This is a genomic window from Cellulomonas dongxiuzhuiae, assembly GCF_018623035.1.
In the GTDB taxonomy this organism is placed as follows: domain Bacteria; phylum Actinomycetota; class Actinomycetes; order Actinomycetales; family Cellulomonadaceae; genus Cellulomonas; species Cellulomonas dongxiuzhuiae.
Genome location: NZ_CP076023.1, coordinates 420,583 through 447,431 on the forward strand (window position 1 = coordinate 420,583; position 26,849 = coordinate 447,431).

Genomic DNA, 26,849 nt, shown 5'->3' on the forward strand with positions numbered 1-26,849 from the left:
ACGATGGCGCGACCACCGCGGATGCGGCGACCGGGCCCCCGCCGGTCGCCGCCTGACGAAGGGTCCGCCCGTGACCGACGCCCCCGTACGCTCCCCGCTCGGCTCGCACGACATCGCCGTGGACCGTGAGCGGGTGCGTCGCCGGCGCGTGATCCGGCTGTGCCTCGTCGTGCTGGTCCTCGAGGCGTACGTGGTGTGGTCGGCGCTGACCGGGCGCCCGCTCGTCGTGCTGCCGGACGTGGACCCCCTGGTCATCGCGCCCGTGCTGTTCTTCGTGGCGCTCATCGCGCTGCTCGTGGGGACGCAGGTGGGCGCCGGGCGCTCGCCGCACGTCACCTACCGGCCCGAGCAGGTCGACGTCACGCTCGACGACGTCGTGGGCATCGACCCGATCGTCGACGACGTGCGCCGGTCCATCGACCTGTTCCAGACGCACCGCCGGTTCGCCGACCAGATGGGCGGCACGCCGCGGCGCGGCATCCTCTTCGAGGGGCCGCCCGGGACGGGCAAGACGCTCACGGCCAAGGCGATGGCCGCCGAGGCGGGCGTGCCGTTCCTGTTCGTCTCGGCGACGAGCTTCCAGTCGATGTACTACGGCGCGACGGCGCGCAAGATCCGCACCTACTTCAAGGCGCTGCGCACCGCGGCCCGCAAGGAGGGCGGCGCGATCGGGTTCATCGAGGAGATCGACGCGATCGCGCTGCGTCGTGGCGGCGTGCTGGGGGCGGACCCGACCGCGGCGTTCGTGGCCCTGCCGTCGCCGTCGGCGATGCTGGCCGGCCAGGGCACGGGGGTCGTGCGCAACGCGATGATCTCCGAGGGCACGGGGGTCGTGCGCAACGCGATGATCTCCGAGGGCACGGGCGGCGTGGTCAACGAGCTGCTGGTGCAGATGCAGTCGTTCGACGAGCCCGTCGGCTCCGACAAGATCTACAACCGGCTCGTCGCGGCGGTGAACCTGCTGCTGCCGTCGCACCGTCAGCTCATGCAGCGCCGGCCCACGCGCGCGCCGATCCTGCTCATCGCGGCGACCAACCGCGCCGACCACCTCGACCCGGCGCTGCTGCGCCCGGGTCGCTTCGACCGGCGGCTCACGTTCAACCCGCCGGACGCGCACGGGCGGCGGGCGCTCGTCGACCACTTCCTCGCCCGGCGGTCCCACCACCCCGAGCTCGACGAGCCCGCTGTGCGTGACCGCGTCGCCGCCGCGACCAGCGGCTGGACGCCCGTGATGGTCGAGCACCTGCTCGACGAGGCGCTGGTCAACGCGCTGCGCCGCGGCGACGACGCGATGTCGTTCGTCGACGTGGAGCAGGCGCGCATCACCGAGCTCGTCGGTCTCGGGCATCCCGTGACGTACACGCAGACGGAGCGCACGCTGATCGCGACGCACGAGGCGGGGCACGCGGTGACGGCGTGGCTCGTCGCGCCGAACCGCAACCTCGAGGTCCTGACGATCGTCAAGCGCGGCTCGGCCCTCGGCCTGCTCGCCCACGGCGACTGCGAGGAGGTCTACACCCACACGCACTACGACCTGCGGGCGCTCGTGCAGATCGCGATGGGCGGCTGGGTGGCCGAGGAGCTGTTCTTCGGCCAGACGACGACGGGGCCGGCGTCCGACCTCGCGGCGGCGACGCGCACGGCGGCGCAGATGGTCGGGGCGGCCGGCATGACCGGCTCGCTGGTGTCGTTCGCGGCGACCGACCGGGACCTGGTGTCCGCGGTCATCGCCGACCGCTCGGCGCGGGCGCAGCTCGAGGAGGTCCTCGACGGTGCGCGCGGCACGGTGCGCCGGTTGCTCGCGAGCAACCGGGACCTCGTCGAGGCGCTGCGCGACGCGCTCCTGGAGCGGCACGAGCTGGTCGGCGAGGAGATCACGTCGGTGCTGGAGAAGGCGGTCACGGCACGGCCCGATGGCGTGCGTCCGGTGTCGCCCGGTGAGCACCTGCGGATCGCCTGACCGGCGGTCGCGGGGACGGGTGCGCGGGCGGGCCGACCAGGGCCGTTGGTCCTTGGCGAGCGTCCATATCGTGAGACGATGAGGGGGCCGGCGACCCCGGCCCCTCGTATCCATCGCACTCACAAGGAGCGTTACCGCCGTGTCCGCCGTCACCTGGCATCGTCGTCCGACGACCGCCGCCCTTCCCCTGCGCACCCGTCTGCGCCACCTCAACGAGACCATCCGCTGGGCGCCCGCCCCGTACTTCGAGGGATCCGCCCGGCAGCGCCTGCGCTACGTCGGCTACCTGCTGGGCTCCGTGCTCGCCTGGACCGTCGGTGGCCTGGTCGTCGTCGCGGCCCTGGGCCGCGCGCTCACGTCGGTCTGACCGACGTCCCGTGCCGGGCGTGCAGCGACGCGCACCCGGCACGGCCCGGCGGGCCACGGCCCGCCCGCACCCCTTCGGGTGATGTGAGGGTGGCGCCACACCTCTCGTCCGGGGGTGTCGTGCCGAGGCGCGCGTGCGCCCGAGGCCGACCATCCGGACATCCCGTGCGAAGCGCCTGTGGACGGACATGGGGACGACGCGCCATCCCCTGTGCACACGCGTGTGGGCGGCCCCGGCGTGTCGTGCGGCGGGGCGGCGTCGTCGCACGTCAGAGGGTGCTGCCGGTGTCCACAGGGGGTGGGTGACTGAGCCCACAGGGTGAAGAACGACACGGCTGTAACACAACACTTAGTAGTGACTTGCGATGTCAGACCCCAGGTGTAGTGTCTACATCGACGGCTCGCCCCGAACCACACGGGTGTCACGCGGGCCTCGTCAGCAGGTCGGAAGGCTCCCTCCGGGGGGCGTCCGGAGGGCCGACGAGGACGACGCGCGCACCCCACCCCCGGGTGACGCGGCCGGCATGACGACCACTCACAGACCACGAGCTCGGGGGAGCAGACATGACCATCACGGTGTACAGCAAGCCGGCCTGCGTGCAGTGCACGGCGACGTACCGCGCCCTCGACAAGCTCGGCCACGACTACACGGTCGTCGACATCTCGCAGGACGCCGACGCGCGTGACTACGTGATGTCGCTCGGCCACCTCCAGGCGCCCGTCGTCGTCGTCGGCGCGGAGAACTGGTCGGGCTACCGTCCCGACCGCATCAAGGCTCTCGCGGAGAAGCTGGCGACGCAGGTCGCCTGACGTCGGCGGGCCTCCCGGCCCGTCGCCCCGCACGCCCCGGGCCGACGCATGGCTCACGCCGCGTCGGCCCGGCGGGCATTCGAGAACAGGCCGACCGGCACCCTGCGGTGCCGGTCGGCCTGCACCCGGCAGTCGATCGGGGCTTCGGCGTGCCGGAGGCCCGGTCGTCCACCACAGGTCGCGGACAAGGAGGCGGACGTGGCACAGCTCGTCTACTTCTCGTCCGCGTCGGATAACACCCACCGCTTCGTGCAGAAGCTCGGGCTGTCGGCGCAGCGCATCCCGCTGCGGCCGACCGACGGGTTCCTGCACGTGAGCGAGCCGTACGTGCTCGTCGTCCCCACCTACGGCGGGGGCAACGAGGGCGGCGCCGTGCCACGCCAGGTCGTCAAGTTCCTCAACGACGAGGACAACCGTGCGCTGATCCGCGGCGTCATCGCGGCCGGCAACACGAACTTCGGAGAGGCGTACTGCATCGCGGGCGACATCGTGGCCACCAAGTGCCACGTGCCGTACCTGTACGCCTTCGAGCTCATGGGAACCACTGAGGACGTCAACCGCGTCCGTGAGGGATTGGGAAGATTTTGGCAGCGACAGTCGCGGATACCCGCGTAGACCTGACGGGGCTGGACTACCACGCCCTCAACGCGATGCTCAACCTCTACGACGCGGACGGGAAGATCCAGTTCGACGCCGACCGGCAGGCCGCGCGCGAGTTCTTCCTGCAGCACGTCAACCAGAACACGGTCTTCTTCCACGACCTCGAGGAGAAGCTCGACTACCTGGTCGAGAACAAGTACTACGACCCGGCCGTGCTCGCGCAGTACGACCGCGCGTTCGTCAAGTCGCTCTTCCAGCACGCGTACTCGAAGAAGTTCCGCTTCCAGACCTTCCTCGGCGCGTTCAAGTACTACACCTCGTACACGCTCAAGACGTTCGACGGCAAGCGGTACCTCGAGCGCTTCGAGGACCGCGTGACGATGGTCGCGCTGTCCCTGGCGGAGGGTGACGAGACGTTCGCGTCCCACCTGGTCGACGAGATCGTCTCCGGTCGCTTCCAGCCGGCGACGCCGACGTTCCTCAACCTCGGCAAGGCGCAGCGCGGCGAGCCCGTCTCCTGCTTCCTGCTGCGCATCGAGGACAACATGGAGTCCATCGCGCGCGGCATCAACTCCGCGCTGCAGCTCTCCAAGCGCGGCGGCGGCGTGGCGCTGCTGCTGTCGAACATCCGCGAGCACGGTGCGCCCATCAAGCACATCGAGAACCAGTCGTCCGGCGTCATCCCCGTGATGAAGCTGCTCGAGGACTCGTTCAGCTACGCCAACCAGCTCGGTGCCCGCCAGGGCGCCGGCGCCGTGTACCTGCACGCGCACCACCCGGACATCTACCGCTTCCTCGACACCAAGCGCGAGAACGCGGACGAGAAGATCCGCATCAAGACCCTGTCGCTCGGCGTCGTCATCCCGGACATCACGTTCGACCTGGCGAAGAAGAACGAGCCCATGTACCTCTTCTCGCCGTACGACGTCGAGCGCGTCTACGGCGTGCCGTTCGCCGACGTGAACGTCACCGAGAAGTACTACGAGATGGTCGACGACGCGCGCATCCGCAAGACCAAGATCAACGCGCGCGAGTTCTTCCAGACCCTCGCGGAGATCCAGTTCGAGTCCGGCTACCCGTACGTCATGTTCGAGGACACGGTGAACCGGGCCAACCCGATCGAGGGCAAGATCACGCACTCGAACCTGTGCTCGGAGATCCTGCAGGTCTCCACCCCGTCGACGTACAACGAGGACCTGTCGTACGCCGAGGTCGGTCGCGACATCTCGTGCAACCTCGGGTCGATGAACATCGCGCTGTCGATGGACTCCCCGGACCTGGGCAAGACCGTCGAGACCGCGATCCGCGCGCTGACCGCGGTGTCCGACCAGACGAGCATCGAGTCGGTGCCGTCCATCAAGAAGGCCAACGCGGGCGGCCACGCCATCGGCCTGGGGCAGATGAACCTGCACGGGTACCTGGCGCGCGAGCGGATCCACTACGGGTCCGACGAGGGCCTCGACTTCACGAACATCTACTTCTACACCGTCGCGTACCACGCGATCCGCGCGTCGAACCTCCTCGCCCAGGAGCGCGGCGAGAGGTTCTACGGGTTCGAGCGCTCGACGTACGCGACCGGCGAGTACTTCACCAAGTACGTCGAGCGGGAGTGGAAGCCGCGCACCGCGCGCGTCCAGGCGCTGTTCGACGAGGCCGGCGTCCGGATCCCCACGCAGGACGACTGGCGGCTGCTCGCCGCGCTCGTCGCCGAGCACGGCCTGTACAACCAGAACCTGCAGGCCGTCCCGCCGACCGGGTCGATCTCCTACATCAACCACTCGACGAGCTCGATCCACCCGATCGCCTCGAAGATCGAGATCCGCAAGGAGGGCAAGATCGGGCGCGTCTACTACCCGGCGCCCTTCATGACGAACGACAACCTCGAGTACTACGCCGACGCGTACGAGATCGGGTTCGAGAAGGTCATCGACACCTACGCCGAGGCGACGCAGCACGTCGACCAGGGCCTGTCGCTCACGCTCTTCTTCAAGGACACCGCCACCACGCGCGACCTCAACCGGGCGCAGATCTACGCGTGGAAGAAGGGCATCAAGACCATCTACTACATCCGCCTGCGGCAGATGGCGCTCGAGGGCACCGAGGTCGAGGGCTGCGTCAGCTGCATGCTGTGACGCTCTGACCTGCGACAACGCCTTCGACGAGACTGAGGAACGAACGACATGATGAGCCCCACAGGCAAGATCAAGCTGGTCGACCGCGTGTCGGCGATCAACTGGAACCGGTTGATCGACGAGAAGGACGCGGAGGTCTGGGACCGCCTCGTCGGCAACTTCTGGCTGCCCGAGAAGGTGCCGGTCTCCAACGACATCCAGTCCTGGGCGACCCTCACCGAGGCCGAGAAGACGATGACGAGCCGCGTCTTCACGGGCCTGACGCTGCTGGACACCATCCAGGGCACGGTCGGCGCGGTCAGCCTCATCCCCGACGCGCTGACCCCGCACGAGGAGGCCGTCTACACGAACATCGCGTTCATGGAGTCGGTGCACGCCAAGTCGTACTCCTCGATCTTCTCGACGCTCATGTCGACCAAGGACATCGACGAGGCGTTCCGCTGGTCGGAGGAGAACCCGAACCTGCAGCGCAAGGCCGAGATCGTCCTCGAGTACTACCGCGGCGACGACCCGCTCAAGCGCAAGGTCGCCTCGACGATGCTCGAGTCGTTCCTCTTCTACTCGGGCTTCTACGCGCCCATGTACTGGGCGTCGCGCGCCAAGCTGACGAACACGGCCGACCTGATCCGCCTCATCATCCGCGACGAGGCCGTGCACGGGTACTACATCGGCTACAAGTTCCAGAAGGGCCTGGAGCTGGTGTCGCCGGCCGAGCGCGCCGAGCTCAAGGACTACACGTTCAACCTGCTCTTCGAGCTGTACGACAACGAGGTGGAGTACACGCAGGACCTCTACGACGACCTGGGCCTGACCGAGGACGTCAAGAAGTTCCTGCGCTACAACGCCAACAAGGCCCTGATGAACCTGGGCTACGAGGCGCTGTTCCCGCGTGACGAGACGGACGTCAACCCGGCGATCCTCTCGGCGCTGAGCCCCAACGCCGACGAGAACCACGACTTCTTCTCCGGGTCGGGCTCGTCGTACGTCATCGGCAAGGCCGTCAACACCGAGGACGACGACTGGGACTTCTGAGTCCGGCGTGAGGCCGCCGTGGCCCCCATGACCTGCTGGTCACGGTCACGGCGGCCACGGTGCTGTGGTGCCTGCGGGAGGCGTGCTCGATCGCGACCCGGGCCGGTTCGTGCGGGCGGTGACCGCCGTCTGCCGGCGCTAGAACGTGCGACGCCAGTCCCGGATCGAGGCCGCGACCTCCTCGAGGTGCGTCTCGAGCAGGAAGTGCCCCGCGTCGAGCAGCTCGACCCGCGCGCCGGGCGCGTCCCGCGCGAACGCCTCGGCGCCGGCCGCCGCGAAGATCTCGTCGTTGCGGCCCCAGATGGCGAGCACCGGGACGCCGGACGTGCGGAGCCAGTCGTGCAGCGCGGGGTAGAGGTCGCGGTTGCTCGCGTAGTCGCGGAAGAGGTCCAGCTGGACGAGGTCCTGGCCGGGTCGCTGCAGCAGCGTGATGTCGTGCTCCCACGCGTCGGGGTCGACCAGTGTCGGGTCGGGTACGCCGTGCGTGTACTGCCACTCGACCGCCGCCCGTCCCAGCGCGGGGCGCAGCGCGTCCCGCGTACTCGTCGTCCGGTGGGCCGCGTCGGCCCAGATCGGCTCCCAGAAGGCCGGGACGAAACCTTCCTCGTACGCGTTGCCGTTCTGCGAGATGACGCCCTCGACGGCGGTGGGGTCGGCCAGTGCGAGGCGCCAGGCGATCGGCGCGCCGTAGTCCTGGACGTACACCGTGTACCGCTCGACGCCGAGTGCCTGGACGAACGCCGCGGTCACGTCGGCGAGGGCGTCGAAGGTGTAGTCGAAGTCCTCGGCGGACGGTGCCGACGAGCGGCCGAACCCGATGTGGTCCGGGGCGATGACGCGGTACGTGTCCGACAGGGCCGGGATGAGGTGGCGGAACATGTGGGAGCTCGTCGGGTACCCGTGCAGGAGCAGGATCACCGGGGCGTCCTGCGGCCCCGCCTCGCGGTAGAACACCTCGAGACCGCCGACGGTGACGGTGCGGTGGTGCGTCCGGGACATGACTAACCCCTATCAGTTGATTAAGTGGTTAGCGGACCGTAGCATCAGGTCGTGACGTCGGCAACGGTCGACGTGGAGCCGGTGGCGTCGGAGGTGCGGGGATGGTGGAGGACGAGGACCTGCTGCTGGCGGTGCTCAACAGCAGCCCAGTGGTCGACGGCGCAGTCACCGAAGAGCTCGAGGGCGCGGCAGGGCGCGAGCTCGTCGCCCGCTTCGGGGGAGCGGGGACGGCGTCCGAGCTGGCGAGCGTTCGGCGGGCCCGCGCTGCCCTGCACGCGGTGATCCGGGGGCAGGACGACGCGCAGGAGCAGGTGGCCGCGATGCTCCGCAACGCCTCGCTCGTGCCGGAGGTGACGGCGACGGGCGTCCGGTGGGAGCTCAGCGCCCCCGCGGACGAGCGGCTCGCGGCGCGCGCCGTCATGGCGTGGTCGCGGGTCCAGCAGGAGCTGCCCGGGCGCCTGCGCCCGTGCGCGAACGACGAGTGCAACCTCTTCCTGGTGGACCACAGCCGTCCCGGCACCGCGAAGTGGTGCTCCATGGCGGTGTGCGGCAACCGGATGAAGGTCCGCAGCCACGCGGAGCGCGCCCGCCGCGGGGCGTGAGCAGTCAGTCTCTTCCCGCGGGGCCATCCTCGCGGCGCAACCCACTACCCCTGGCTCGGGGGGCCCGGCGTGGTCCGTGGGTGCGGTCAGCTCCTACCTCGACGACCGGGACGGGCCCTCCCCGAAGGGGGATGAGCCGGATCGACTCGGTGCGCCGCGACGAGGGGCGGGCGCCGGTGGCAGCCCGCCCCTCGTCGGGTGGCCGGCTCGCCTACCGCGCGGTCCGGCGCCGTGCGATGGTGACGCCGGCGAGGCCGAGGGCCGCCAGCAGCCCTGCCGCCAGTGCGAGCAGTCCCGGGTCTCCGCCGGTGACGGCCAGGGCGGATGCCTGCGTCCCACCTGGGGTGCGGCCTGCGGCCGGCTGCGAGACGTCAGCCGGGGTGCCTGCCGGCGGCACCGCGCCACCCTCAGCCGGGAGGGGCGGGGCGGGTGCGGCGGCCACAGTGAGCACGCTGGCCTCGGTGGCGGTCGTGCCGCCGGTTGTGGTGAACAGCGCCCGGTACAGGTTGCCGTCCAGGTCCGGCGTCGCGACGAACGTCAGGTCGCCGTCGGTCTCGCCTTCCAGGTCGCTGAACGTGAGCCCGCCGTCGGTGCTGACCTGCCACTGGATGGTGGCGGTCGGGTCGTCGGGTCGGACGGAGAACGTGACCGTCCCCCCGGCCGTCGCGGACTGGGGTGTCGGTTCGGTGACCACGACCGGCAGCGGCAGCACGCTCAGCGTGGCCGGGTCGGAGATGTCGTCACCGGCGCGGTTGGTGTGGACCGCGCGGTACTGGTGGCCCGTGACGTCGAGGTCGGCCACGACGTCCAGGGTGGCGCCGGTGGCACCGTCGATGTCGGTGAACGTCGTCCCGTCGTCGGTGCTGACCTGCCACTGCACGCTGGGGGCGGGGTGCCCGGTGGCGTGCGAGGTGAACGTGGTCGTCGTGCCTTCCGGCGCGCTGCGGTCGGCCGGTGACGACGTCACGACGGGTGCGGCGCTGACCGTCAGGGTCACGGGCATCGTGCCGACGGACCCCGCGACGTTGATGAACATGGCGTAGTACTGGGTGTCGTCGTCGTGCGCGCCGGCGGTGAACGTGTACGTCGCGGACGTCGCACCGGGGATCGGCTCCTGGCCGCTGCCGGTGATCACGTGCCACTGGACCGAGGGCGTCGGGTCCCCGGCGGCGCCCGCGGTGAAGGTCACCTCGGTGCCTGCCAGGACGTCCTGATCGGTCGGCTCGACGGTGAGGGACGGCCGGGTGCCGGGCACGCGGAGCCGTGCCCAGCCGGTCGTGGTGCTGTCGACCTCGTTGGTGAACACGGCCTGGTACCGGGCGCTGTCGGCGTACCGCAGACCGTGAAGCTCCAGCGTGGGCGAGGTGGCACCGGGGATGTCGGTGAACGGTGCTGCGTCGTCGGTGCTGACCTGCCACTGGACCGTGGGGGTCGGGTTGCCTGAGGCCGCGGCGGTGAACTTCGCGTCACCCTCCCTGGTCGCCAGGGCAGGCTCCGGGTGCTCGAGGATCACCGGGGCGTACTGGACGTGAAGGGTGGCCGAAGCGCTGAACTCGCCACCGTGGTCGTTGCTGACGTAGGCCCGGTAGACGTTCCCGTCGTCGTCGGCGCTCGCCGAGGTGAGGGAGTAGGTCGGCGACGTCGCCCCGGGGATCGGGTCGAACGTCGAGCTGCCCTGCGTGGCGACGGACCACTGGACGCTCACGATCCCGTCGCCGGTGGCCTCGGCGGTGAAGGACGCGGGGCTGCCTGCCCGGACGGTCATGTCGACCGGGTCGGTGACGACCGACGCAGCCGCGGGCTCGACCTGCAGAAGCGCAGGATCCGTCCAGGAGTCTCCGAGGGGGTTCGTGTACACCGCGACGTAGCTCGTCCCGTGATCTGCGAACGTCACCTCCTCCAAGGTGAGGGTCTTGCTGGTCGCTCCCGGGACGTCCACCGGCGCCCCGGTGGCAGCATCCAGCCGCTTCCACTGAACCGTCGCCTCGGGGTAGGAGGTGGCGTCGGACACGAACCTGACCTGTTGCCCGGACTGCACCTGGGCGGCGGTGGGGTGGACCGTGATCTGCGGGAGCGTCGCGATGATGATGACCGCGTTGCGGGTCATCGCGGAGCCCCAGCGGTTTGCGTACGTGGCGAAGTAGGCGCGCCCGTGGTCCTCGGACGTCGGGGTGAAGGTGTAGTCGGGACTCGTCGCGCCGGGGATGACGTCGCCCCCGTCCGGCGTCACGACCCACCACTGCACCTGAGGGGCCGGGTAGCCGCTGCCCGAGGAGGTCAGCGTCACCGGGGTGCCGACGGTGGCCTGGACCTCAGCGGCGGGGTGCGCCGTGATCGTCGGGGCGGGAGGGTACGGCTCAGTCGTCAGGCTCAGCGTGAGCCCGTCGTAGCTGTCCACCGAGCCGTCGAAGCGCGGCATCCCGTCCAACAGGTACAACCGCCACGTTCCGGCAGGGTCCGACACCTGCAGGATGTCCTGCTGGCACAGCGAGAACCCACCCTCGCTGTCGCGGCACCCGGGCCCCAGCACGGGTCCGGTAGGTGTCTCGACCCAGATCGCGAGCGTCTCGGCCCGGCCCTCCGGACCACCGTGCATGCGGATCGACGCCCCCGTGAGAATGCCGGTGCCCTCGGGCACCTCGAGCACGATGGTGTCGGGGTCGGAGTACCCATTGTCCGCAACGGTGAACGCCGGTGCGGTGTACTCGTGCCGCCCCCCGGGTTCGGCGGCTGCCGGAGCGGCCGGGGCCGCGACGGCGACCGTGAGGATGCCCGTGCCCAGGCAGGCGGCCAGCAGCACCGCGAGCGCGCGCCGCAACGGCAATGTCCGGGCGCGTGCGCGCGTGGGGCCGGGCTTCCGGTCGACTGCCGTCATGGGCCGTCCTCTCGACTTGCGCCCCTGGTCGGTCCAGGTGGCAGGTCCACGCCGCCCGCAGCTGCCCGGCACGCGTGGCCACCTACCGGCCCGTTCCGGACCGCACCGCTCCGGGGCGTGCTTGCCCGCAGCCTGCGACGTCGCGTCGGCGGGCGGCACACGGCATCTGACCCGGCAGCACGTACGACACCAGGTCCAGGGCGACAAGCGGCGCTCCCTTGGGGTCTCGGCGCCGCCGCGCCCGGACTTGAGCGCTCACGGAGAGGTTCCTCCGGGTGCGCGGTACCAGGAGCTGACGGTGGGCAGCGCGAGTCAGCAGAGCGCGAGCACCCCGGCGCGCCGGTGCAGGCATCGACCGGTCGTACCTGTCGGCCGGTTCCCGGGCCGCGTAGCGTCGAGGACGACCGTCGGCACCGAACCGTCCGCCAGCGAGGAGATCGCCCATGGCCCCCGCACTTCCCGCCCTCGTCAGTCCCGACGCCCTGCGCGCCGCGCAGGCGGCGAGCACCGTGACCCTGGTCGTCCTCGACGCCTCGACAGCCCTCGCGACGCACGGCGAGGCCGAGCCGTACACGGCCGAGCCGCTGCGCGAGCAGTACCTCGAGGCGCACGTGCCGGGTGCGGCGTTCGTCGACGTGACGCACGAGCTGTCCGACACCAGCGCGCCGCAGCTGTTCACCGTGCCGTCCCCGCAGGCGCTGGCGGCCGCGTTCGGTGCCCTCGGCATCGGCGACGACACGCACGTCGTCGTGTACGACGACGTCGGCTCGGCGTGGGCGACGCGGGTGTGGTGGCTGCTGCGCTGGCTCGGCCACGACCGGGTCTCCGTGCTGGACGGCGGGCTGGCCGCGTGGCAGGCGGCCGGGTTCGCCGCCGCGTCGGGCGCCGAGGACGACGCGGCCGCACGTGCGACGCCCGCGACGCTGACACCCCGCGAGCGCCCCGAGCTGCTGGCCACGCTGCCGCAGGTCGAACGGATCTCCTCAGGTTCCGCGCCCGGGCTGCTGGTGAACGCGCTCGACCCCGCGACGTTCCGCGGCGAGCAGGACGTCAGCCCGTACCCGCGCCGCGGCCGGATCCCCGGCAGCGTGAACGTGCCGCTGTTCACGCTGCTCGACCCGGGCACCGGCCGGTTCCTGCCCGCCGACGAGCTCCGCGAGCGCCTGCGGTCCGGCGGCCTGCTCGACGGCGACGGCGCCGTGACCTACTGCGGCGGCGGCATCGCCGCGACCGTGCCGGCCTTCGCGGCCTACGTGGCCACCGGCGCCGAGGTCGCGGTCTACGACGGGTCGCTGTCCGAGTGGACGTCCGACTACAGCCGACCGGTCGACGTCGGCTGACGAGCGGGGCCGGGTCCCCGACGGAACCAGGCGGCGGGCCGACCCCCGGGAGCCCTCACCGTCCAGGGACGAGGTCCCACAGGACCGCACGCCCGTAGCCGTCGCCCGTGCCGGGCTCGTTGAGGCCCAGCTGGCCGACGACCTGACCGTGGTCGTTGACGTCGTCGGCGGTGCTCGACGTGGGCGAGGGGTGGCCGGGGAGCCGCTCCCCGAGCCGGACCGGTACCCCGAGCACCCACACCACCGCACGCCACGTCCGCGCCCCCTCCGGCGCGGTGACCCCCACGACGAGCCCGGGACGCCCCAAGCCGAACGCGCGACTTTCGGTCCCGGGGCTCGGCAGCGCCCGCAGCCCCGTGCGCCGGTCCCACACCATCGGCGTCGTGCCCGACGCCCCGCCCTGCCCGGCGACCTGCCCGTCCTCGTGCATCGTCACCGGTGTGAACCCCGACCGTCCGTCCGGGTCGAGCAGGTGCATGCGCCCGTCCTCCCAGACCACGGGTCCGTCGGGTCCCGCGGGGTCGTCGACCCGGCCGAGCAGGGCGCGCAGGCCGTCCCCCGACCACAGGGGCGCGCGCTCGTCGGGCGCGCTCGGCGCCGCCGCTCCCGGGGCCGCGATGAGCGCGAGCGTCACCGCACCGACCAGCACCGCCACGGTCGTCCGGCCGCCTGCGACCACCCGCCGACCTGTCGTCGTCCTCATGGGGGCCCCCTCGCCGGCGACGCCGGACCGGTCGAGATCGGCCGTGCTGCGTCGCGCCCCGTGACGAGGCTTCCACCGCGCGCGACGGGCGGCAAGGCTCCCGCGAGACGAGGGCGGAGCGCGGTGCTCGCCGACGCGTGAACCGGTACCGGGACGCACACCCTGCCCGTAGCCGCCTTGCCCGTGCGCGCACCCCGGGTTCGACTGGGGTGATGAGCACGGACCGTGGGACCGCGCGTCGGCTCCTGCGACACCCGCGCGTGGAGCTGGCGCTGAAGGCGGCGTTGGCGGCGACCGTCGCGTGGGTGCTCGCGCGGCAGGTGCCGGGCGCGCAGGAGTACGCGTTCTACGCGCCCTTCGGCGCGGTGGCCACGACGTACTCGGCGGTCGTCCGGTCCGTGGCGGAGGCCGTGCGGACGGTCGCCGCCATCCTGCTGGGCGGGGCCGTCGGGGTGCTGGCGGCTGCGGTGCTCGGCCACGGGGTCGCCGCCATCGCGCTGGTCGTGGGCCTCGGGATGCTGCTCGCCGGGGTGCCGTGGTTCGGTGACGCGCGCTCGTACGTGCCGGTCGCGGGGATGTTCGTGCTGCTCGTCGGGCAGGGGGAGGAGCTCGGTTACATCGCGGCGTACGCGGGGCTGTTCCTGCTGGGCGCGGCGTGCACGGTGGTCGTCAGCACGGTGCGTCCCGCGCTGCCGCTGGAGCGGACCGACCGTGCGCTCGACGCGCTGCGTGAGGCGTGCGTCGAGCACCTGCGGTCGCTCGCGGCGGCCATCGACCCGCGTGGGGACGACGACATCGCCCTCCCGGACCGCGACGAGCTGAGCGGACCGCTGAACCGGGCGCGGACGGAGGTCGACGAGCTGCGGCAGGCGGCACGCGTGAACCGCAGGGCGCGGCGCCGGGCGGACGACGTCGCGCGTCGGACCGACGACTTCCGCGCCCTCCAGCAGGCTGTGCTGCTCGTCGACGACCTGCAGGCGATGGTCGAGGACGAGCCGTGGGGCCTGCGCGTGGCGCACCTGCCGGAGGAACTGCGCACACCCACCGCGGACGCCCTGCGCGAGCTGGCCGCCACGACGGCGGAGGCTGCGACCCACGACGTGGAGCCCGGGCGCCGCCGGTCGGCCGACCGCGCGACGGCCACGCTGGTCTCCGCGCTGCACCGGTACGGCGAGCGCGGCGGGTCGGACGCCGTGACGCTCGTCGTCTCGGCGGTCGTCACCAGTCTGCGGCGGTCCCTGTCGGCGCTGACGCCGGCGGACGTCCGGCTGTCGACGAGCCCCGCCGAGGGCCTGGAGCTTGAGGACGACCAGACGGACCGCTGAGACGTCGGTGCGCACCGGGCGCGGCGGTGCGTCTCAGCGCGACGGGTCCTCGTCGGCGTCCTCCTGGATCATCACGGGTGATGCGTGGATGCAGACCATCCGCAGGTCGCCGTCGCCGGTGTTGGTGAAGCGGTGCCAGGTGTCGGGTGGCACGACGGCGGTGTCACCGGTGCGCGCCACGACGTCGTGCTCGCCGATCCGGATGGTCGCTTCACCGTCGAGGACGGACCACGTCTCGGAGTACGGGTGGCGGTGCAGGCTCGGCCCCTGCCCGGGCGCGTTGGTGACGAGGAAGAAGCTGACGCCGGACCCGTGCTGCGCCCCCTCGAACCGCAGGGTCCGCCCGCCGGCCAGGCGCAGCCGGTCGGCGGGGATGACGCTGGGGATGGTGGGCTCGTCCTGTCCGGCCACGGTGACCGCCTCCTCGCGTCGTACCGCTCGCTGCCACCGTACGGCCGCGCACCGACACTCCTCCAGCACACACGTCGGCGGCCCCCGAAACCTCCGGGAGCCGCCGACCTCGTCGTGCCGTGGGGCCGTGGTCAGGCCGCGCGGCTCCACTGGAACATGGCCGCCGACGTGCACGTGCGCTGCTCGAGCGCCGCGCCGTCGGCCGTCGAGCCGCCGACCACGCCCACGCACTTCCCGCTGTTCCGCGTCACCAGCTGCTCGTACCCGTCGCCCGTCGACCGCCAGGAGAACTGCTGGTTGGTGCCGCCGTGGCAGGTGTACTGGATGAGGCGGGCGCCGTCCGCGCCCGACGCACCGCTGACGTCGAGGCACTTGCCGCTGTTGACGGAGCGCACGGTGACGTAACCGCCGCCCGCGTCGACCACCTGCCAGCGCTGCCACGGCTGGCCGTTGCTCGTCCACTGGCCGACCACCGCGAGGTCGTCGCGGTTGGGGGCCTGCACGTCCATGACCTTGCCGCTCGCGCGGTTGATGATCCGGACGTCCCCGGACGGCGGGGTGGGCGTCGGGGTCGGTGTGGGCGTCGGCGTCGGGTCGCCGCCCCCGCCGCGGGTGAACTGCCAGCTCGTGACGTTGAACAGGCTGCCGCTGCCACCGGTGAACCGCAGGACCAGGTCCCGGGTGCCGGTCGCACCCGTCACCGGGCAGCTGACCGTCGTCCACGTCTGCCACACGCCGGTGCCGGGCACGGTGCACGTGCCGACCACCGCGCCGGACGCGCTGTCGAGACGCACCTCGATCCGCCCGCCGCTGCCCGCCGACGCGACGCGTGCGGTGAACGTGGCTGCGCCGGTGCCGAACGCGACGCCCTCGACGCGCAGCCAGTCGCCGTTCTCGATCCACCCGACGTTCATGCCGCCCTCGGTGGACCGCTCGGTCTCCAGGCCGCTGGCCCAGGCCATCGTCTCCGCCTGCTGCGTGACGTACGGGTCGAGGGGCTCGATCTGCGGCGGCCCGGCGGCGGTCATCGTCAGCGTCGGGATGGACCCGTCGCCGCCGTACGTGAACTGCTCGACCGCCACCGAGCGCGTGAAACCGCCACCGCCCGGCAGCGCGCCGTTGTGGTAGAAGAAGTACGACCTGCCGCGGTAGTCGATGACGCCCGGGTGGTTGGTGAAGCTGGCGCCCTGACGTGGCATGACCGTGCCGCGGTACGTCCACGGGCCGGTCGGCGACGGCGACGTGGAGTAGCCGATGAACTCGCTGCAGCACTCGGCGGCGAACACGTTGTAGTACGTGCCGTTGCGCTGGTAGACCCACGGGCCCTCCTCGTAGAGGGTGGGCCGCTGCGCGACGTTGCCCGGGCGGGTGCCGAAGCCCGCCGTTGTCAACGGGATCCGGGCGGGGCTGCCGGCCAGCGACACCATGTCGCGGTTCAGCCGCACGACCCAGAGGTTCGGGTTGCCGTAGTAGAGGTACGCCTGGCCGTCGTCGTCGATCATCACGCTCGGGTCGATCTCCGCGTTGTCGACCAGGGGCCGGCCGATCGCGTCGCGGAACGGCCCGGTGGGGCTGTCCGAGACCCCGACGCCGATGGCGTTGCCGCCGCCGCGCTTGACGACCGGCACGTAGAAGTAGAACCGTCCGTCCCGCTCGACCACCTGCCCCGCCCAGGCGTCGGACTGCGCCCACGAGAACGTCGCCAGGCTCATGGGGGAGCCGTGGTCGGTCCAGTTCGCCATGTCGGTCGTCGAGTAGACGCGCCAGTCCTTCATGGTGAACCACGTCGAGCCGTCCTCGTCGTGGGTCGTGTAGACGTAGAGCCGCCCGTCGTGCACGAGCGGCGCAGGGTCGGCCGTGTAGATCGTCTGGACGATCGGGTTGTCCGCCTGCGCCGGGACGGCGAGCGCGACAGGCGTGAGCAGGGCCGCGACCGCCAGCGCGGCCACGCGCCACCGGCGGGTCATCGCCGGCTCCACGTCTGGTTGGCCGAGCCGGAGCAGTGCCACAGCAGCACGCCCGTGCCGTTGGCCGTGAGGTTGCGGTCGACGTCGAGGCACAGGCCGGACGCGACACCGCGGATCGTGCCGTCGGACTGGAACGTCCACTGCTGGTTGGTGCCGCCGTGGCAGTCCCACAGCTGCACGGCCGTGCCGGCGGCGGCGCCGTTCGGCGCGTCCAGGCAGCGGCCCAGCACGCGCAGCTGCGCGCCCGTGGCCTCCCAGCGCTGGTTGGTCCCGCCGTGGCAGTCCCAGATCACGGGCTTGGTGCCGTTGGTCGTCGCACCGTTCGGGGCGTCCAGGCAGCGGCCGGACGACGCGCTGACGAGCGTCGTGGTGGTGCCGGGCTGCTGCGTGGGCGTCGGCGTGGGCGAGGCCGTCGGGTCGGGGCCCGTCCCGCCGGGGGTGACGCGGTACAGCGCGACGCCGTGCGCCGGAACGCTCGCGGTGATGCGGTCACCGGTCTGGCCCGACGCGCCGGTCCACAGCTCGCGGTACGTCGCGGTGCCCGTCGCCAGGCCCGCCTCGGCGAGGCTCGCGGAGATCGTCCGGGTGCTGCCGCCGCGGTTGAGCAGCGCCACGGCGGCGGACCCGTCGGCCAGGGGCTTGGCCCAGACCTCGGCGTCGCCGTCGTCCCGCACCCGGTCGGCCTGGCGCACCAGCGGGTCCTGGTCGATGGCCAGGACGTCGCGGTTGGTCAGCACGGCGCGGACGTCGGCGCTCATGTTCCGGATGTCGTTGCCCGCGATGAGCGGCGCCGAGAGCATCGCCCACATGCTCATGTGGGCGCGGTTCTCGGTGGGGGTCAGGGTGTTGCGCACGCCGACCATGAGCATGTCGGGGTCGTTGTACTGCCCCGGCCTCGTCCACTCCCGCATGGGCTCGACGATGTCGAGGGCCTCGGTGATGCCGACGAAGCACCAGTGGTCGGACGGCGGGCAGCCCGTGGACCAGGCGTCCTTGAGGTCCTCCGACGTGCGCCACATGTCCGCGAACGCGCCCCAGCCGGAGTACGTCGGGGCCGTGTTGTCGTGCGCGCTGTTCGGGTTGATCGAGTAGACGATCGGGCGGCCCGTGGCCTTGAGCGCGTCGCCGAACCGCTTGAACAGCGTCGCCTGCTCCTGCACGCTGCCGCGCGGGTCGCACCAGTCGTGCTTGACGTAGTCGACGCCCCACGACGCGAACAGCTGGGCGTCGCGCGTCTCGTACCCGTTGGACGACGTGCCGGGACGGTTGCCGAAGTACTGGTCGCAGGTCTTCTCGCGCGGGGCGTGGTAGAGCCCGAACTTCAGGCCCTTGCTGTGGATGTAGTCGCCGAGGGCCTTCATGCCGGACGGGAACCGGGAGGTGTTCGCCCGCAGGTTGCCGGAGCCGTCGCGGGTGTCCTGCATCCAGCAGTCGTCGACGACGACGTACTGGTAGCCGGCCGCGGCCATGCCGGAGCTCGCCATGGCGTCGGCCGCCTGGCGGATCATCTGCTCGTTGATGTTGCAGTAGAAGGTGTTCCAGGAGTTCCACCCCAGCGGTGGCAGGGGTGCGGGTTCGTCGACGGTCGGGGTGGGGGCCGCGGCGGCCGGCGCGGTGAGGCCGGCGGCGGGCGGCACCAGCAGGAGGAGCGCGAGCGCGAGCGCGTGCAGCCTGGGACGTGGACGGGTGCGGGACACGGAGGTCTCCTCGGCGGACGTGGCCCGCGGGCGGGCCGGACCGACCCGGCGGACGTCGGTGTCCGTCGGGGCCGTGAACGTTCACAACGCGTCGTCGAGGCTACGCGCGGGCGCGCGCCGGTCCAGCGGTGAAACGGTTCGACAGCGGTCGTGCGGGACGCGTCGCGGGGCGGGCGTCACCACCGGTGCTGTTACGGTACGGAACGTGTCGTATCCCAATACCCCCGAGGGCGCCCGCGCCCGCCCCGGACGTCCCCGCGACGACCGCCGCGAGCGCGAGATCCTCGCGACGGTCACCGCGCTGCTCGCCGAGGCCGGCTACGACGGCGTCACCTTCGAGGAGGTCGCGCGCCGCGCCGGCGCCTCCAAGGCGACGCTCTACCGCCGCTGGAGCACCCGCCGCGACATGGTCATGGCCGCGCTCCGCGCCGGCCCCGCCGCCCGCTCCGGGCCCGACGCGATCGACACCGGCAGCCTGCGCGGCGACCTGCTCGCGCTGTGCCGCCGCCTGGACACGACCATGCGCTCGTCCGACGGGCGGACCGCGATGCTCCTGCTGCAGGCCGGTCTCGAGGACCCCGAGCTGTGCGACGAGATCGAGCGGTCGACGGGCCCGACGGGGGCCCGGCTGCCGGCGGACGTCGTCGAGGCGGCCGTGCGCCGCGGCGAGCTGCCCGCGGGCGTCGACCCGTTCCCGTACGAGGAGGTCGCCGGCTCGGTGCTGCTGCTGCGCCGGCTCAACGGGCTCCCCGCGGACGACCACTACCTCGCGTCGCTCGTCGACACCGTCCTGGTCCCCGCGCTGCGCAGCACCGGCGGCCCCGACCGGACCCTGCCGCGCGGCATCTTCTCCGGCCATCCCACGCCGGACCCCGCCACCCCGGCGACCCCCGCCACCCCCACCGAGGAGACCCCATGACATCGCCCACCATCGACGGCTTCACCTACCACCGGCTGCCCGGCGCCGACGGCGTCGAGCTGAACGTGGCCGTCGCCGGTGACGGCCCGGCCGTCGTGCTGCTGCACGGCTTCCCCCAGACGCACTACATGTGGCGGCACGTCGCCCGCGCGCTGACCGACGAGCACACCGTGATCGTGCCCGACCTGCGCGGCTACGGGGACAGCGCCAAGCCCGCCGCGGCGACCCCCGAGACCTACGGCAAGCGCACGATGGCCCGCGACGTCGTCGAGGTGGCCCGGGCGCTCGGGCACGAGCAGCTCGGGCTCGTCGGGCACGACCGCGGCGCGCTCGTCGGCGTCCGTGCCGGCCTCGACCACCCCGACACCGTGCGGTACCTCGGTGTCCTGGACGTCCTGCCGACGCTCGACACGTGGGCCGTGCTGCAGGGCGTGCACGCCAAGGTCGCCTGGCACCTGTACCTCATGGCGCAGCCCCCGGGCCTGCCGGAGAAGATGATCGCCGCCGTCGCGCCCGAGTTCTTCGCGTCGTTCCTCGACGCGTGGGACACCGACGGTTCGGCGTTCGACGTCGCGACGCGCCGGCACTACGTCGACAGCGCCGTGGCGTCGGTCGACGCGATCGTCGCGGACTACCGGGCGACCGCCGGCGTGGACCTCGAGCTGGACCAGGCCGACCGCGACGCCGGCCGGGGGCTGACCATGCCCGTCGGCGTGATCTCCCAGGACTGGGGCTCGCAGCTGGGCTTCGACGCGCGGGCGCTGTGGTCCGCGTGGTCGGACGACCTCACCTACGAGCCCATCGACGCGGGCCACTTCATGGCCGAGGAGAAGCCGGCCGAGATCGTCCGGTTCATCCGTGGGCTCGCTGGCCGCGCCTGAGGGGAGCGCGGGCGGCTACGGCCGGAGGCGGCGGGACCCGCCGGGTCGACGGCACCGACGTCGACTCGTGCCACCGGGTCTGGTTCGAGCTCCACGAGGACCTCGTGGCGACCCTGGGGATCGACCGCCGCGCGGCGGCCTGAGCGCCACCGTCAGGCGCGGTCCTCGACCGGCTCGTCCACCGGCGCCGTCGACCCGTCCCGCATCACCGACGTCTCCGGCTCGGGATGCCGTCGGCGCTGGACCACGATGATCGTCAGCCCCGTGAGGACAGCGACCAGCGCACCCCACACGTTGGCGGGCAGGCCGAGCGGCGTCACGCTCGACGGGTCGATGCGCAGCAGCTCGAGCCACACCCGCGCCGTCCCGTACCAGATCAGGTAGACGCCGAACGCGGTGCCCCAGCGCAGCGCGACGCGCCGCTCGAGCAGCAGGATCACCGCGATGCCCAGCAGGTTCCACAGCATCTCGTAGAGGAACAGCGGGTGGAACAGCGTGTCCGCGGGCAGGCCGGGCGGGAACGCGCCGTTGCTCGCGGGGATCTCCAGGCCCCACGGCAGGGTCGTCGGGCTGCCGAACAGCTCGTGGTTGAACCAGTTGCCGAGCCGGCCGATCGCCTGCGCGAGGAGCATCGCGGGCGCGAGCGCGTCGGCGAACGACCACAGGCGCACCCCGGCGCGGCGGCAGCCGATGGCGGCGCCGACCGCCCCGCCGATGAGCGACCCGAGGATCGCGATGCCGCCCTCCCAGACGTAGAGCACCTCGAGGAGGTTCTTGCCGGGCCCGACGTAGTCCCCCCAGTGCGTGAGCACGTGGTAGATCCGGGCGCCGACGATGCCGCACGGCACGGCCCAGATGGCGATGTCCAGCACGACCCCCGGCGGGCCGCCGCGCGCGGTCAGGCGCCGCGACGTGAGCCACACCGCGGCGGCCATGCCGGCGAGCAGGCACAGCGCGTAGGTGTGCAGCGTCAGGGGGCCGAGATCGAGGCCGGACCACGCGAGGTCGGGGCTGGGGATGGCGAGGTGCACGCCTCAGCATCCCCTGTGGACCGGGATCGCCGGAATCCGTCCGCAGGACGACCCGGGGTCGCCAGCGCATGCAGACCGGCGCGACCGGTGACAACGTGGAGCCATGAGCGAAGAGACGACGGGCTACGACCCGGACCAGGACCCCGACTCCGACCCGGCCAGCCTCAACCCGCGCACGGGTGCCGCGGCCTCCGGCGACCCGGAGAGCGACGACGACACGGACGCGGAGGCGGCGAACCTCAACCCCCGCGACGACGCGTGAGCGAGAACCTGCCCGGCCGCTTCGACGAGAAGCGGCCGGGCGGCACGGGCGCTCCCTGACGTGCAGCGGGTGGGGCCGCGGGACGTCGTGCCGCTGGGCGCGGCGGACACCGCGCGTGCCCTGGGCGTGCTCGCCGGCCTGGTGGCGCAGGGCGCCATCCGGCGGCGCCCGCGGGTGACGCCGCTGGCGGACCGGATGCACTGGGACGACCGGGGCGTCGAGACGCTGCGGACCCTCGCGGACCGGTACGACCGGCGCCCCGTGCTCCTGCGCCTCGGCGTGCGCGACATGCTGGTGCCGCTGCACGTCGACGACGCGCGGGCCGTGCTCGCGGCGTCGCCCGAGCCGTTCTCGCCCGCGTCGGCCGAGAAGCGCGGCGCGCTGCACCACTTCCAGCCCGACGGCGTCCTCATCAGCCCGACGCGTCGCCGCCCGCCCCGGCGGGCGTGGAACGAGGCGGCCCTGGACACGGGCCGCCCGGTGCACGCCGCGGCGCCCAGGTTCGACGCCACCGTGACGGCCGACGCCGCGTGGATCGCCCAGCGCGCGCTGCGTCACGACGACATCGGGTTCGACGACGTCGACGACCTGCTGTGGGCGACGGTCCGTGAGGTCGCGCTCGGCCCGGGCGCACGCCACGACGTGCGTCTGACGGACGAGCTGCTGGCGCTGCGCGGGCGCGCCAACTGGTCGGGCGTCGTGCCCGTGGCGACGCGGCGCCGCGCGGCCTTCCTGCAGCGGCTCCACGAGCACGTCGTCGCGGCCCCTCCGAACTCGCTCGCGGGCCACGGACGTGCCGCCGCCGGTGACTCGTCGGCCGTGACCTCGCAGGTCGCGCACTGGCTGTTCGCGTTCGACGCCGCGCGCATCACGCTGTGGCGGGCGCTCGCGGTGCTGGCGGCGCGGCCCGCGCTGCAGGACGACGTGCGCCGCGAGCAGCCGGACGCGGACGTGCTGCCGCTGGCGCGCGCCGTGGTCGACGAGACGCTGCGGGTGTGGCCGACGACCCTCGTGCTGCTGCGCGAGACGACCGCGCCGACCGGGTGGGGCGGCACGACGCTCGACCCGGGCACCGGCGTGGTGCTCGTCAGCTCCTACTGGCACCGCGACCCGGCGCTCGGCCCGGACGCCGACGCGTTCCGGCCGGGCACCGACCGGTCCGCCGGGCTCGTCGTGCCGTTCAGCGCCGGCCCGGTGGTCTGCCCCGCGCGCGACGTCGTCCTGCACGTCACGTCGCACCTGCTCGCGGCGCTCGTGCGGGCGGTGCGTTGGGAGCCCGTGACCCACCCGGGGCTGGGCCACGACCCGCTGCCGGGCTCCCTGGCGCACACCACCGTCCGGGTCGCCGCACGTCCCTGACCTGCCGGTGCACCAGGCTCGCGTGCGCTGCAGCCCCGCCCGCGCCCCCCGGTGGCGGGTCCGGGGGTGCCGGGTGACCATGAGCGGGCGCCGAGCAGGGCGCGACCCGCGCAGGAGGAACGCATGACCATCCAGATGTCGTCCCCGGCACCGCTCGCCACCCGGCCCCAGTCGCCGATGCCGCTCCCGACGCCGCGCGGTCCCCTGAGCGACGCGCTGCTGCGCGTCCTGACGGGTGCCGCCGAGCCGGCCGTCCTGCACGGGGAGGTCGCGGACGTGCTCGCCGCCCCCACAGGGTCGTGGCTCGAGCACGACGACGTGCAGCTCGCGCTGACCTGCATGTACGAGCTGCACTACCGCGGGCTCGACGGTGTCGACGACGACTGGGAGTGGCAGCCGGACGTGCTGGCGGCCCGTGCGGCGCTCGAGCGGGCGGTCGAGGCGGAGCTGCGCGAGCGCGTCACCGTCCAGGCCCCGACGGACACGTCCGCGGCCGCGGTCGCCCGCACGCTCTTCACGCTCACGTCGTCCGACGACGGCCCCAGCATGTCCCGCTGGATCGCCCGCCGTGCGCAGCGCGAGCAGCTCGAGGAGTTCGTCGTGCACCGCTCGGTGTACCAGCTCAAGGAGGCCGACCCGCACACGTGGTCCGTGCCGCGGCTGGGCGGGGCGCCGAAGGTCGCGCTCATGGAGATCCAGTCGGACGAGTACGGCGCGGGCGACCCCGAGCGGGCGCACGCGGCCCTCTTCGCGCAGGCCATGCGCGGACTGGACCTGGACGACACGTACGGGCGGTACGTCGACCACGTGCCCGCGATCACGCTGGCGCACCCCAACGTCATGTCGATGTTCGGCCTGCACCGCCGGCTGCGCGGCGCGATCGTCGGGCACCTGGCGGCGTTCGAGATGACGTCGTCCGTCCCCAACCGCCTGTACGGCAACGGCATGCGGCGCCTGGGCCTGGGCCTGGACGTCACGGAGTACTTCGACGAGCACGTCGAGGCCGACGCGGTGCACGAGCAGATCGCCGGGCGGGACATGGCCGGCCTGCTCGTGGAGCAGGAGCCGACGCTCGGGGGCGACGTCGTCTGGGGTGCGGCGGTCTGCCTCACGCTCGACGGCATGTGGGCGCAGCACGTGCTGGACCGCTGGGAGGCCGGTGCGCGGTCGCTCCGGCAGCCGGTGCGATGAGCGTCCGTCACCCCGACGCGGTGTACGTGCTGCCCCTGCGCAGCGGCACGCCGCTCGCCGCCGAGGCGCTGGCCTACCTGCGAGCGCTGACGCGCGAGCTCGCCGTGGTCGTCGTCGACGGCTCGCCGGACCCGGTGCGGGCCGCCAACGCGCGCGCCCTGCCCGACGAGGTCCGCCACGTCGACGCTCCCGCGCCGCGGCGCGGCCGCAACGGCAAGGTCCTGGGGGTGCGGCGCGGCCTGGCGGTGTCCGACGCCCCGCGCGTCGTCGTCGCCGACGACGACGTCCGCTGGGAGGCCGCCGCGCTGGGCCGCGCGCTGGCGATGCTCGACGACGTCGACCTGGTGCGGCCGCAGAACGTCTTCGACCCGCAGCCCTGGCACGCGCGCTGGGACACCGGCCGCTCGCTGCTCAACCGTGCGGTCGCCGGTGACTGGCCGGGCACGCTCGTCGTGCGCCGCGCCGCGCTGCCGCCCCACGGGTACGCGGCCGACGTGCTGTTCGAGAACCTCGAGCTGGTGCGGACCGTCCGGGCGCGGGGTGGACGCGAGCGCGTCGCGCGGGACCTGCTGGTGCGGCGCCTGCCCCCGACCGCGCGGCACTTCTGGCAGCAGCGCGTGCGGCAGGCGTACGACAGCCACGCGCAGCCCGGGCGGCTGCTGGTCGAGCTCGCGGTGCTGCCGTCGCTGCTCGTGGCGGTGCAGCGGCACCGGGTGCGGCGGGCGGTGGCCGGGGTCGCGGTGGCCACGGTCGGGCTGGCGGAGGTGGGCCGTCGGCGCGACGGTGGCGCCCGCGTGTACCCCGCGTCCGCGGCGCTGTGGGCTCCGGTGTGGCTGGGCGAGCGGGCCGTGTGCGCATGGGTCGCGCTGGCCCACCGGGTCAGGGGCGGTGTGCCCTACGCGGGCACGCGCCTGCGAGCGGCCGCCACGACGAACCGTCGGCTGCGCCACCCCGTGGGGCTCGCGGCATGACCGCCGACGACGACGCCCGCGGCCGCCGGCCCGTGCGCATCACCCCCTGCGCGGACGGCCCGCTGCTCGTGCGCGGCCCGGTCGAGCTGGTCGGGGCCGACGGCGAGACGGTCGTGCCACGCCGCCGGACGGTCGCGCTGTGCCGCTGCGGCGGGACGGCCACGCCGCCGTGGTGCGACGGGACCCACAAGGTCAACGGGTTCCGCACGTCCGACTGACGGCCGCACCCTCGCGCCCGCCGCGCGCCGCCGTCCGGGTCATCGCGACATACCGGTCACCCGGTCACCGCATCCGCGGGCCGCGGTGTCGGTAGGGTCGGCCCATGACCTTGAGCGGGCGGCGCGCGGGTGTCGTCACGCTCAAGGACGTGGCCGCGGCTGCGGGCGTGTCGGTCGCGACCGCCTCGCAGGCGCTCGCGGGCCGCGGGCGGATGACGGACGCCACGCGTGAGCGGGTGCGCCGCGCCGCCGAGAGCCTGGGCTACCTGCCGAACGCGATGGCCCGCGGTCTGCGCACGGGGCGCTCGCACGCGCTGGGGGTGCACAACCAGAGCGCCGCGGAGAGCCTGGGGACGGCGTACTTCCGTGACTTCCTCGCCGGTGCCATCGAGGCCGCGCACCGGCACGACCACGACCTGGTGGTGCTGTCGTCGGACACGCACCGGCCGCGCACGACCGCGCCGCGCGTCGACGGGGTCGTCGTGGTCGACCCGATCGCGAACGACCTGCGAGCACGCGAGCTCATGGAGATGCCCGTGCCCGTCGTGGCGGGCGAGCACGTGCCGGCGCACATGCCGCCGTGCGCGGTGGTCGCCGTGGACCACGCGACGGCTCTGCGCACCGTGCTCGACGCGGCGGCGACGGCGGGCGCGAGCCGGCCGCTGCTCGCCGCGCCCGACGAGAACAGCGGGTGGGGCGAGCTGCTGCGCGAGATCGTCGGCGCCTGGTGCGCCGAGCGCGGGACGACCCCGGTGCTGGTCAGCACCCAGTTCGGGATCCGCTCGGTCGAGCACGACCGCTCGCTGCTGACACCGGTGCTGGCGGCGCACCCCAAGGTCGACCTGGTCATCGGCGCCTCGCCGTTCGCGGCGCGGGGCGCCCTGGAGGTCCTGCGGGCGCTCGGGCGCACCCCGGGCGGCGACGTGCTGGTGGCCGCGTGCGCCGACGAGCCCGCCCTGGCAGAACATGATCCGGCCGTCACGGCGGTGGAGCTCCCCGCTCACGCGCTGGGGGTCGCGTGCGTCGAGCGCCTGATCGAGATCCTCGACTCGGACGGCGGTGCGCAGGACGCGCTCGGGACCGTCCGGACCATCCCCGCGCCGGTGCACCTGCGCGCGTCCACGTCGGGGACCGTCGCCGCGATGCGCTGAGAAATCGTTTCACCAAGGTTACGCGGACGGGCGCCCGACGTCACGAG

General features: G+C 73.0%; 24 protein-coding genes and 1 pseudogene. 18 read left to right on the forward strand and 7 right to left on the reverse strand.

Features of this window, described 5'->3' with window-relative positions; all coding sequences use genetic code 11:
- Positions 1-70: 70 nt before the first annotated feature.
- From KKR89_RS02035 to nrdF, 6 genes are all read left to right on the forward strand, one after another.
- Positions 71-1,960, forward strand: coding sequence for an AAA family ATPase (locus KKR89_RS02035; protein ID WP_208197043.1), 1,890 nt, complete (start codon positions 71-73; stop codon positions 1,958-1,960).
- A gap of 139 nt (positions 1,961-2,099) precedes the next feature.
- Positions 2,100-2,327, forward strand: a complete 228-nt coding sequence (locus KKR89_RS02040) for a chemotaxis protein CheW (RefSeq protein ID WP_208197044.1) — start codon at positions 2,100-2,102, stop codon at positions 2,325-2,327.
- A 563-nt stretch (positions 2,328-2,890) separates the two neighbouring features.
- Positions 2,891-3,136: a glutaredoxin-like protein NrdH gene (gene nrdH, locus KKR89_RS02045; protein WP_208197045.1), complete on the forward strand. Its 246-nt coding sequence runs from the start codon at positions 2,891-2,893 to the stop codon at positions 3,134-3,136.
- 198 nt (positions 3,137-3,334) lie between these two features.
- Positions 3,335-3,751: a class Ib ribonucleoside-diphosphate reductase assembly flavoprotein NrdI gene (nrdI, locus tag KKR89_RS02050; protein WP_208197046.1), complete on the forward strand. Its 417-nt coding sequence runs from the start codon at positions 3,335-3,337 to the stop codon at positions 3,749-3,751.
- Positions 3,721-5,868 (forward strand): class 1b ribonucleoside-diphosphate reductase subunit alpha, encoded by a 2,148-nt coding sequence (gene nrdE / locus KKR89_RS02055; RefSeq protein ID WP_208197047.1) that lies wholly within the window; start codon positions 3,721-3,723, stop codon positions 5,866-5,868. Before nrdI ends, nrdE begins: the two co-directional genes overlap by 31 nt.
- Before the next feature lie 51 nt (positions 5,869-5,919).
- Entirely contained in the window at positions 5,920-6,900 is a 981-nt protein-coding gene (gene nrdF, locus KKR89_RS02060) for a class 1b ribonucleoside-diphosphate reductase subunit beta (protein WP_208197288.1), read from the forward strand.
- A gap of 138 nt (positions 6,901-7,038) precedes the next feature.
- Here nrdF and KKR89_RS02065 read toward each other — a convergent pair whose 3' ends face one another.
- On the reverse strand, positions 7,039-7,899 hold the full coding sequence (locus KKR89_RS02065) for an alpha/beta fold hydrolase (protein WP_208197048.1): 861 nt from the start codon (positions 7,897-7,899) through the stop codon (positions 7,039-7,041).
- Between the two features lie 101 nt (positions 7,900-8,000).
- On the opposite strand from KKR89_RS02065, the gene KKR89_RS02070 reads away from it, so the two are divergent.
- Positions 8,001-8,501, forward strand: coding sequence for a CGNR zinc finger domain-containing protein (locus KKR89_RS02070; protein ID WP_208197049.1), 501 nt, complete (start codon positions 8,001-8,003; stop codon positions 8,499-8,501).
- Positions 8,502-8,712: 211 nt separating this feature from the next.
- Here the strand turns inward: KKR89_RS02070 and KKR89_RS02075 are convergent, their stop codons facing one another.
- Positions 8,713-11,376, reverse strand: a complete 2,664-nt coding sequence (locus KKR89_RS02075) for an immunoglobulin domain-containing protein (protein WP_208197050.1) — start codon at positions 11,374-11,376, stop codon at positions 8,713-8,715.
- Positions 11,377-11,819: 443 nt separating this feature from the next.
- On the opposite strand from KKR89_RS02075, the gene KKR89_RS02080 reads away from it, so the two are divergent.
- A complete protein-coding gene (locus KKR89_RS02080; RefSeq protein ID WP_208197051.1) occupies positions 11,820-12,716 on the forward strand; it encodes a sulfurtransferase in 897 nt (298 codons plus the stop codon).
- A 55-nt stretch (positions 12,717-12,771) separates the two neighbouring features.
- On the opposite strand, the gene KKR89_RS02085 is transcribed toward KKR89_RS02080, so the two are convergent.
- Positions 12,772-13,419, reverse strand: coding sequence for a hypothetical protein (locus KKR89_RS02085; protein ID WP_208197052.1), 648 nt, complete (start codon positions 13,417-13,419; stop codon positions 12,772-12,774).
- Between the two features lie 212 nt (positions 13,420-13,631).
- Here KKR89_RS02085 and KKR89_RS02090 point away from each other — a divergent pair, with 212 nt between their 5' ends.
- Positions 13,632-14,744: an FUSC family protein gene (locus KKR89_RS02090; RefSeq protein ID WP_208197053.1), complete on the forward strand. Its 1,113-nt coding sequence runs from the start codon at positions 13,632-13,634 to the stop codon at positions 14,742-14,744.
- Between the two features lie 33 nt (positions 14,745-14,777).
- Here the strand turns inward: KKR89_RS02090 and KKR89_RS02095 are convergent, their stop codons facing one another.
- From KKR89_RS02095 to KKR89_RS02105, 3 genes are all read right to left on the reverse strand, one after another.
- Positions 14,778-15,155: a cupin domain-containing protein gene (locus tag KKR89_RS02095; RefSeq protein ID WP_251140972.1), complete on the reverse strand. Its 378-nt coding sequence runs from the start codon at positions 15,153-15,155 to the stop codon at positions 14,778-14,780.
- Between the two features lie 131 nt (positions 15,156-15,286).
- A complete protein-coding gene (locus KKR89_RS02100) occupies positions 15,287-17,122 on the reverse strand; it encodes a family 43 glycosylhydrolase (RefSeq protein ID WP_208197054.1) in 1,836 nt (611 codons plus the stop codon).
- The gene (locus KKR89_RS02105) at positions 17,119-18,819 is read right to left on the reverse strand and encodes a glycoside hydrolase family 27 protein (RefSeq protein ID WP_208197055.1); all 1,701 of its coding nucleotides are present in this window, start codon (positions 18,817-18,819) and stop codon (positions 17,119-17,121) included. The genes KKR89_RS02100 and KKR89_RS02105 overlap by 4 nt, the downstream gene beginning before the upstream one ends.
- A 205-nt stretch (positions 18,820-19,024) precedes the next feature.
- Between KKR89_RS02105 and KKR89_RS02110 the strand changes: the two genes are divergently transcribed.
- From KKR89_RS02110 to KKR89_RS18125, 3 genes and pseudogenes are all read left to right on the forward strand, one after another.
- Positions 19,025-19,738 (forward strand): TetR/AcrR family transcriptional regulator, encoded by a 714-nt coding sequence (locus KKR89_RS02110; protein ID WP_208197056.1) that lies wholly within the window; start codon positions 19,025-19,027, stop codon positions 19,736-19,738.
- Positions 19,735-20,619 carry an alpha/beta fold hydrolase gene (locus tag KKR89_RS02115; RefSeq protein ID WP_208197057.1) on the forward strand — a complete coding sequence of 295 codons (885 nt, stop codon included), beginning with the start codon at positions 19,735-19,737 and terminating at the stop codon, positions 20,617-20,619. The genes KKR89_RS02110 and KKR89_RS02115 overlap by 4 nt, the downstream gene beginning before the upstream one ends.
- A gap of 50 nt (positions 20,620-20,669) precedes the next feature.
- A pseudogene (locus KKR89_RS18125) lies at positions 20,670-20,762 on the forward strand (transcriptional regulator); the annotation flags it as partial.
- Between the two features lie 9 nt (positions 20,763-20,771).
- Here the strand turns inward: KKR89_RS18125 and lgt are convergent.
- Positions 20,772-21,650, reverse strand: a complete 879-nt coding sequence (gene lgt / locus KKR89_RS02120; protein WP_208197058.1) for a prolipoprotein diacylglyceryl transferase — start codon at positions 21,648-21,650, stop codon at positions 20,772-20,774.
- A gap of 103 nt (positions 21,651-21,753) precedes the next feature.
- Between lgt and KKR89_RS02125 the strand changes: the two genes are divergently transcribed.
- The 6 genes from KKR89_RS02125 to KKR89_RS02150 all read left to right on the forward strand — a co-directional run bounded on the left by KKR89_RS02125 (position 21,754) and on the right by KKR89_RS02150 (position 26,802).
- Positions 21,754-21,912 carry a hypothetical protein gene (locus KKR89_RS02125; protein ID WP_208197059.1) on the forward strand — a complete coding sequence of 53 codons (159 nt, stop codon included), beginning with the start codon at positions 21,754-21,756 and terminating at the stop codon, positions 21,910-21,912.
- A 69-nt stretch (positions 21,913-21,981) separates the two neighbouring features.
- Positions 21,982-23,271 (forward strand): cytochrome P450, encoded by a 1,290-nt coding sequence (locus tag KKR89_RS02130; protein ID WP_208197060.1) that lies wholly within the window; start codon positions 21,982-21,984, stop codon positions 23,269-23,271.
- A gap of 123 nt (positions 23,272-23,394) precedes the next feature.
- On the forward strand, positions 23,395-24,462 hold the full coding sequence (locus KKR89_RS02135) for an iron-containing redox enzyme family protein (RefSeq protein ID WP_208197061.1): 1,068 nt from the start codon (positions 23,395-23,397) through the stop codon (positions 24,460-24,462).
- Positions 24,459-25,433 carry a glycosyltransferase gene (locus KKR89_RS02140; RefSeq protein WP_208197062.1) on the forward strand — a complete coding sequence of 325 codons (975 nt, stop codon included), beginning with the start codon at positions 24,459-24,461 and terminating at the stop codon, positions 25,431-25,433. The genes KKR89_RS02135 and KKR89_RS02140 overlap by 4 nt, the downstream gene beginning before the upstream one ends.
- Entirely contained in the window at positions 25,430-25,651 is a 222-nt protein-coding gene (locus KKR89_RS02145) for a CDGSH iron-sulfur domain-containing protein (RefSeq protein ID WP_208197063.1), read from the forward strand. Before KKR89_RS02140 ends, KKR89_RS02145 begins: the two co-directional genes overlap by 4 nt.
- A 104-nt stretch (positions 25,652-25,755) precedes the next feature.
- On the forward strand, positions 25,756-26,802 hold the full coding sequence (locus KKR89_RS02150; RefSeq protein WP_208197064.1) for a LacI family DNA-binding transcriptional regulator: 1,047 nt from the start codon (positions 25,756-25,758) through the stop codon (positions 26,800-26,802).
- Positions 26,803-26,849 lie beyond the last annotated feature (47 nt).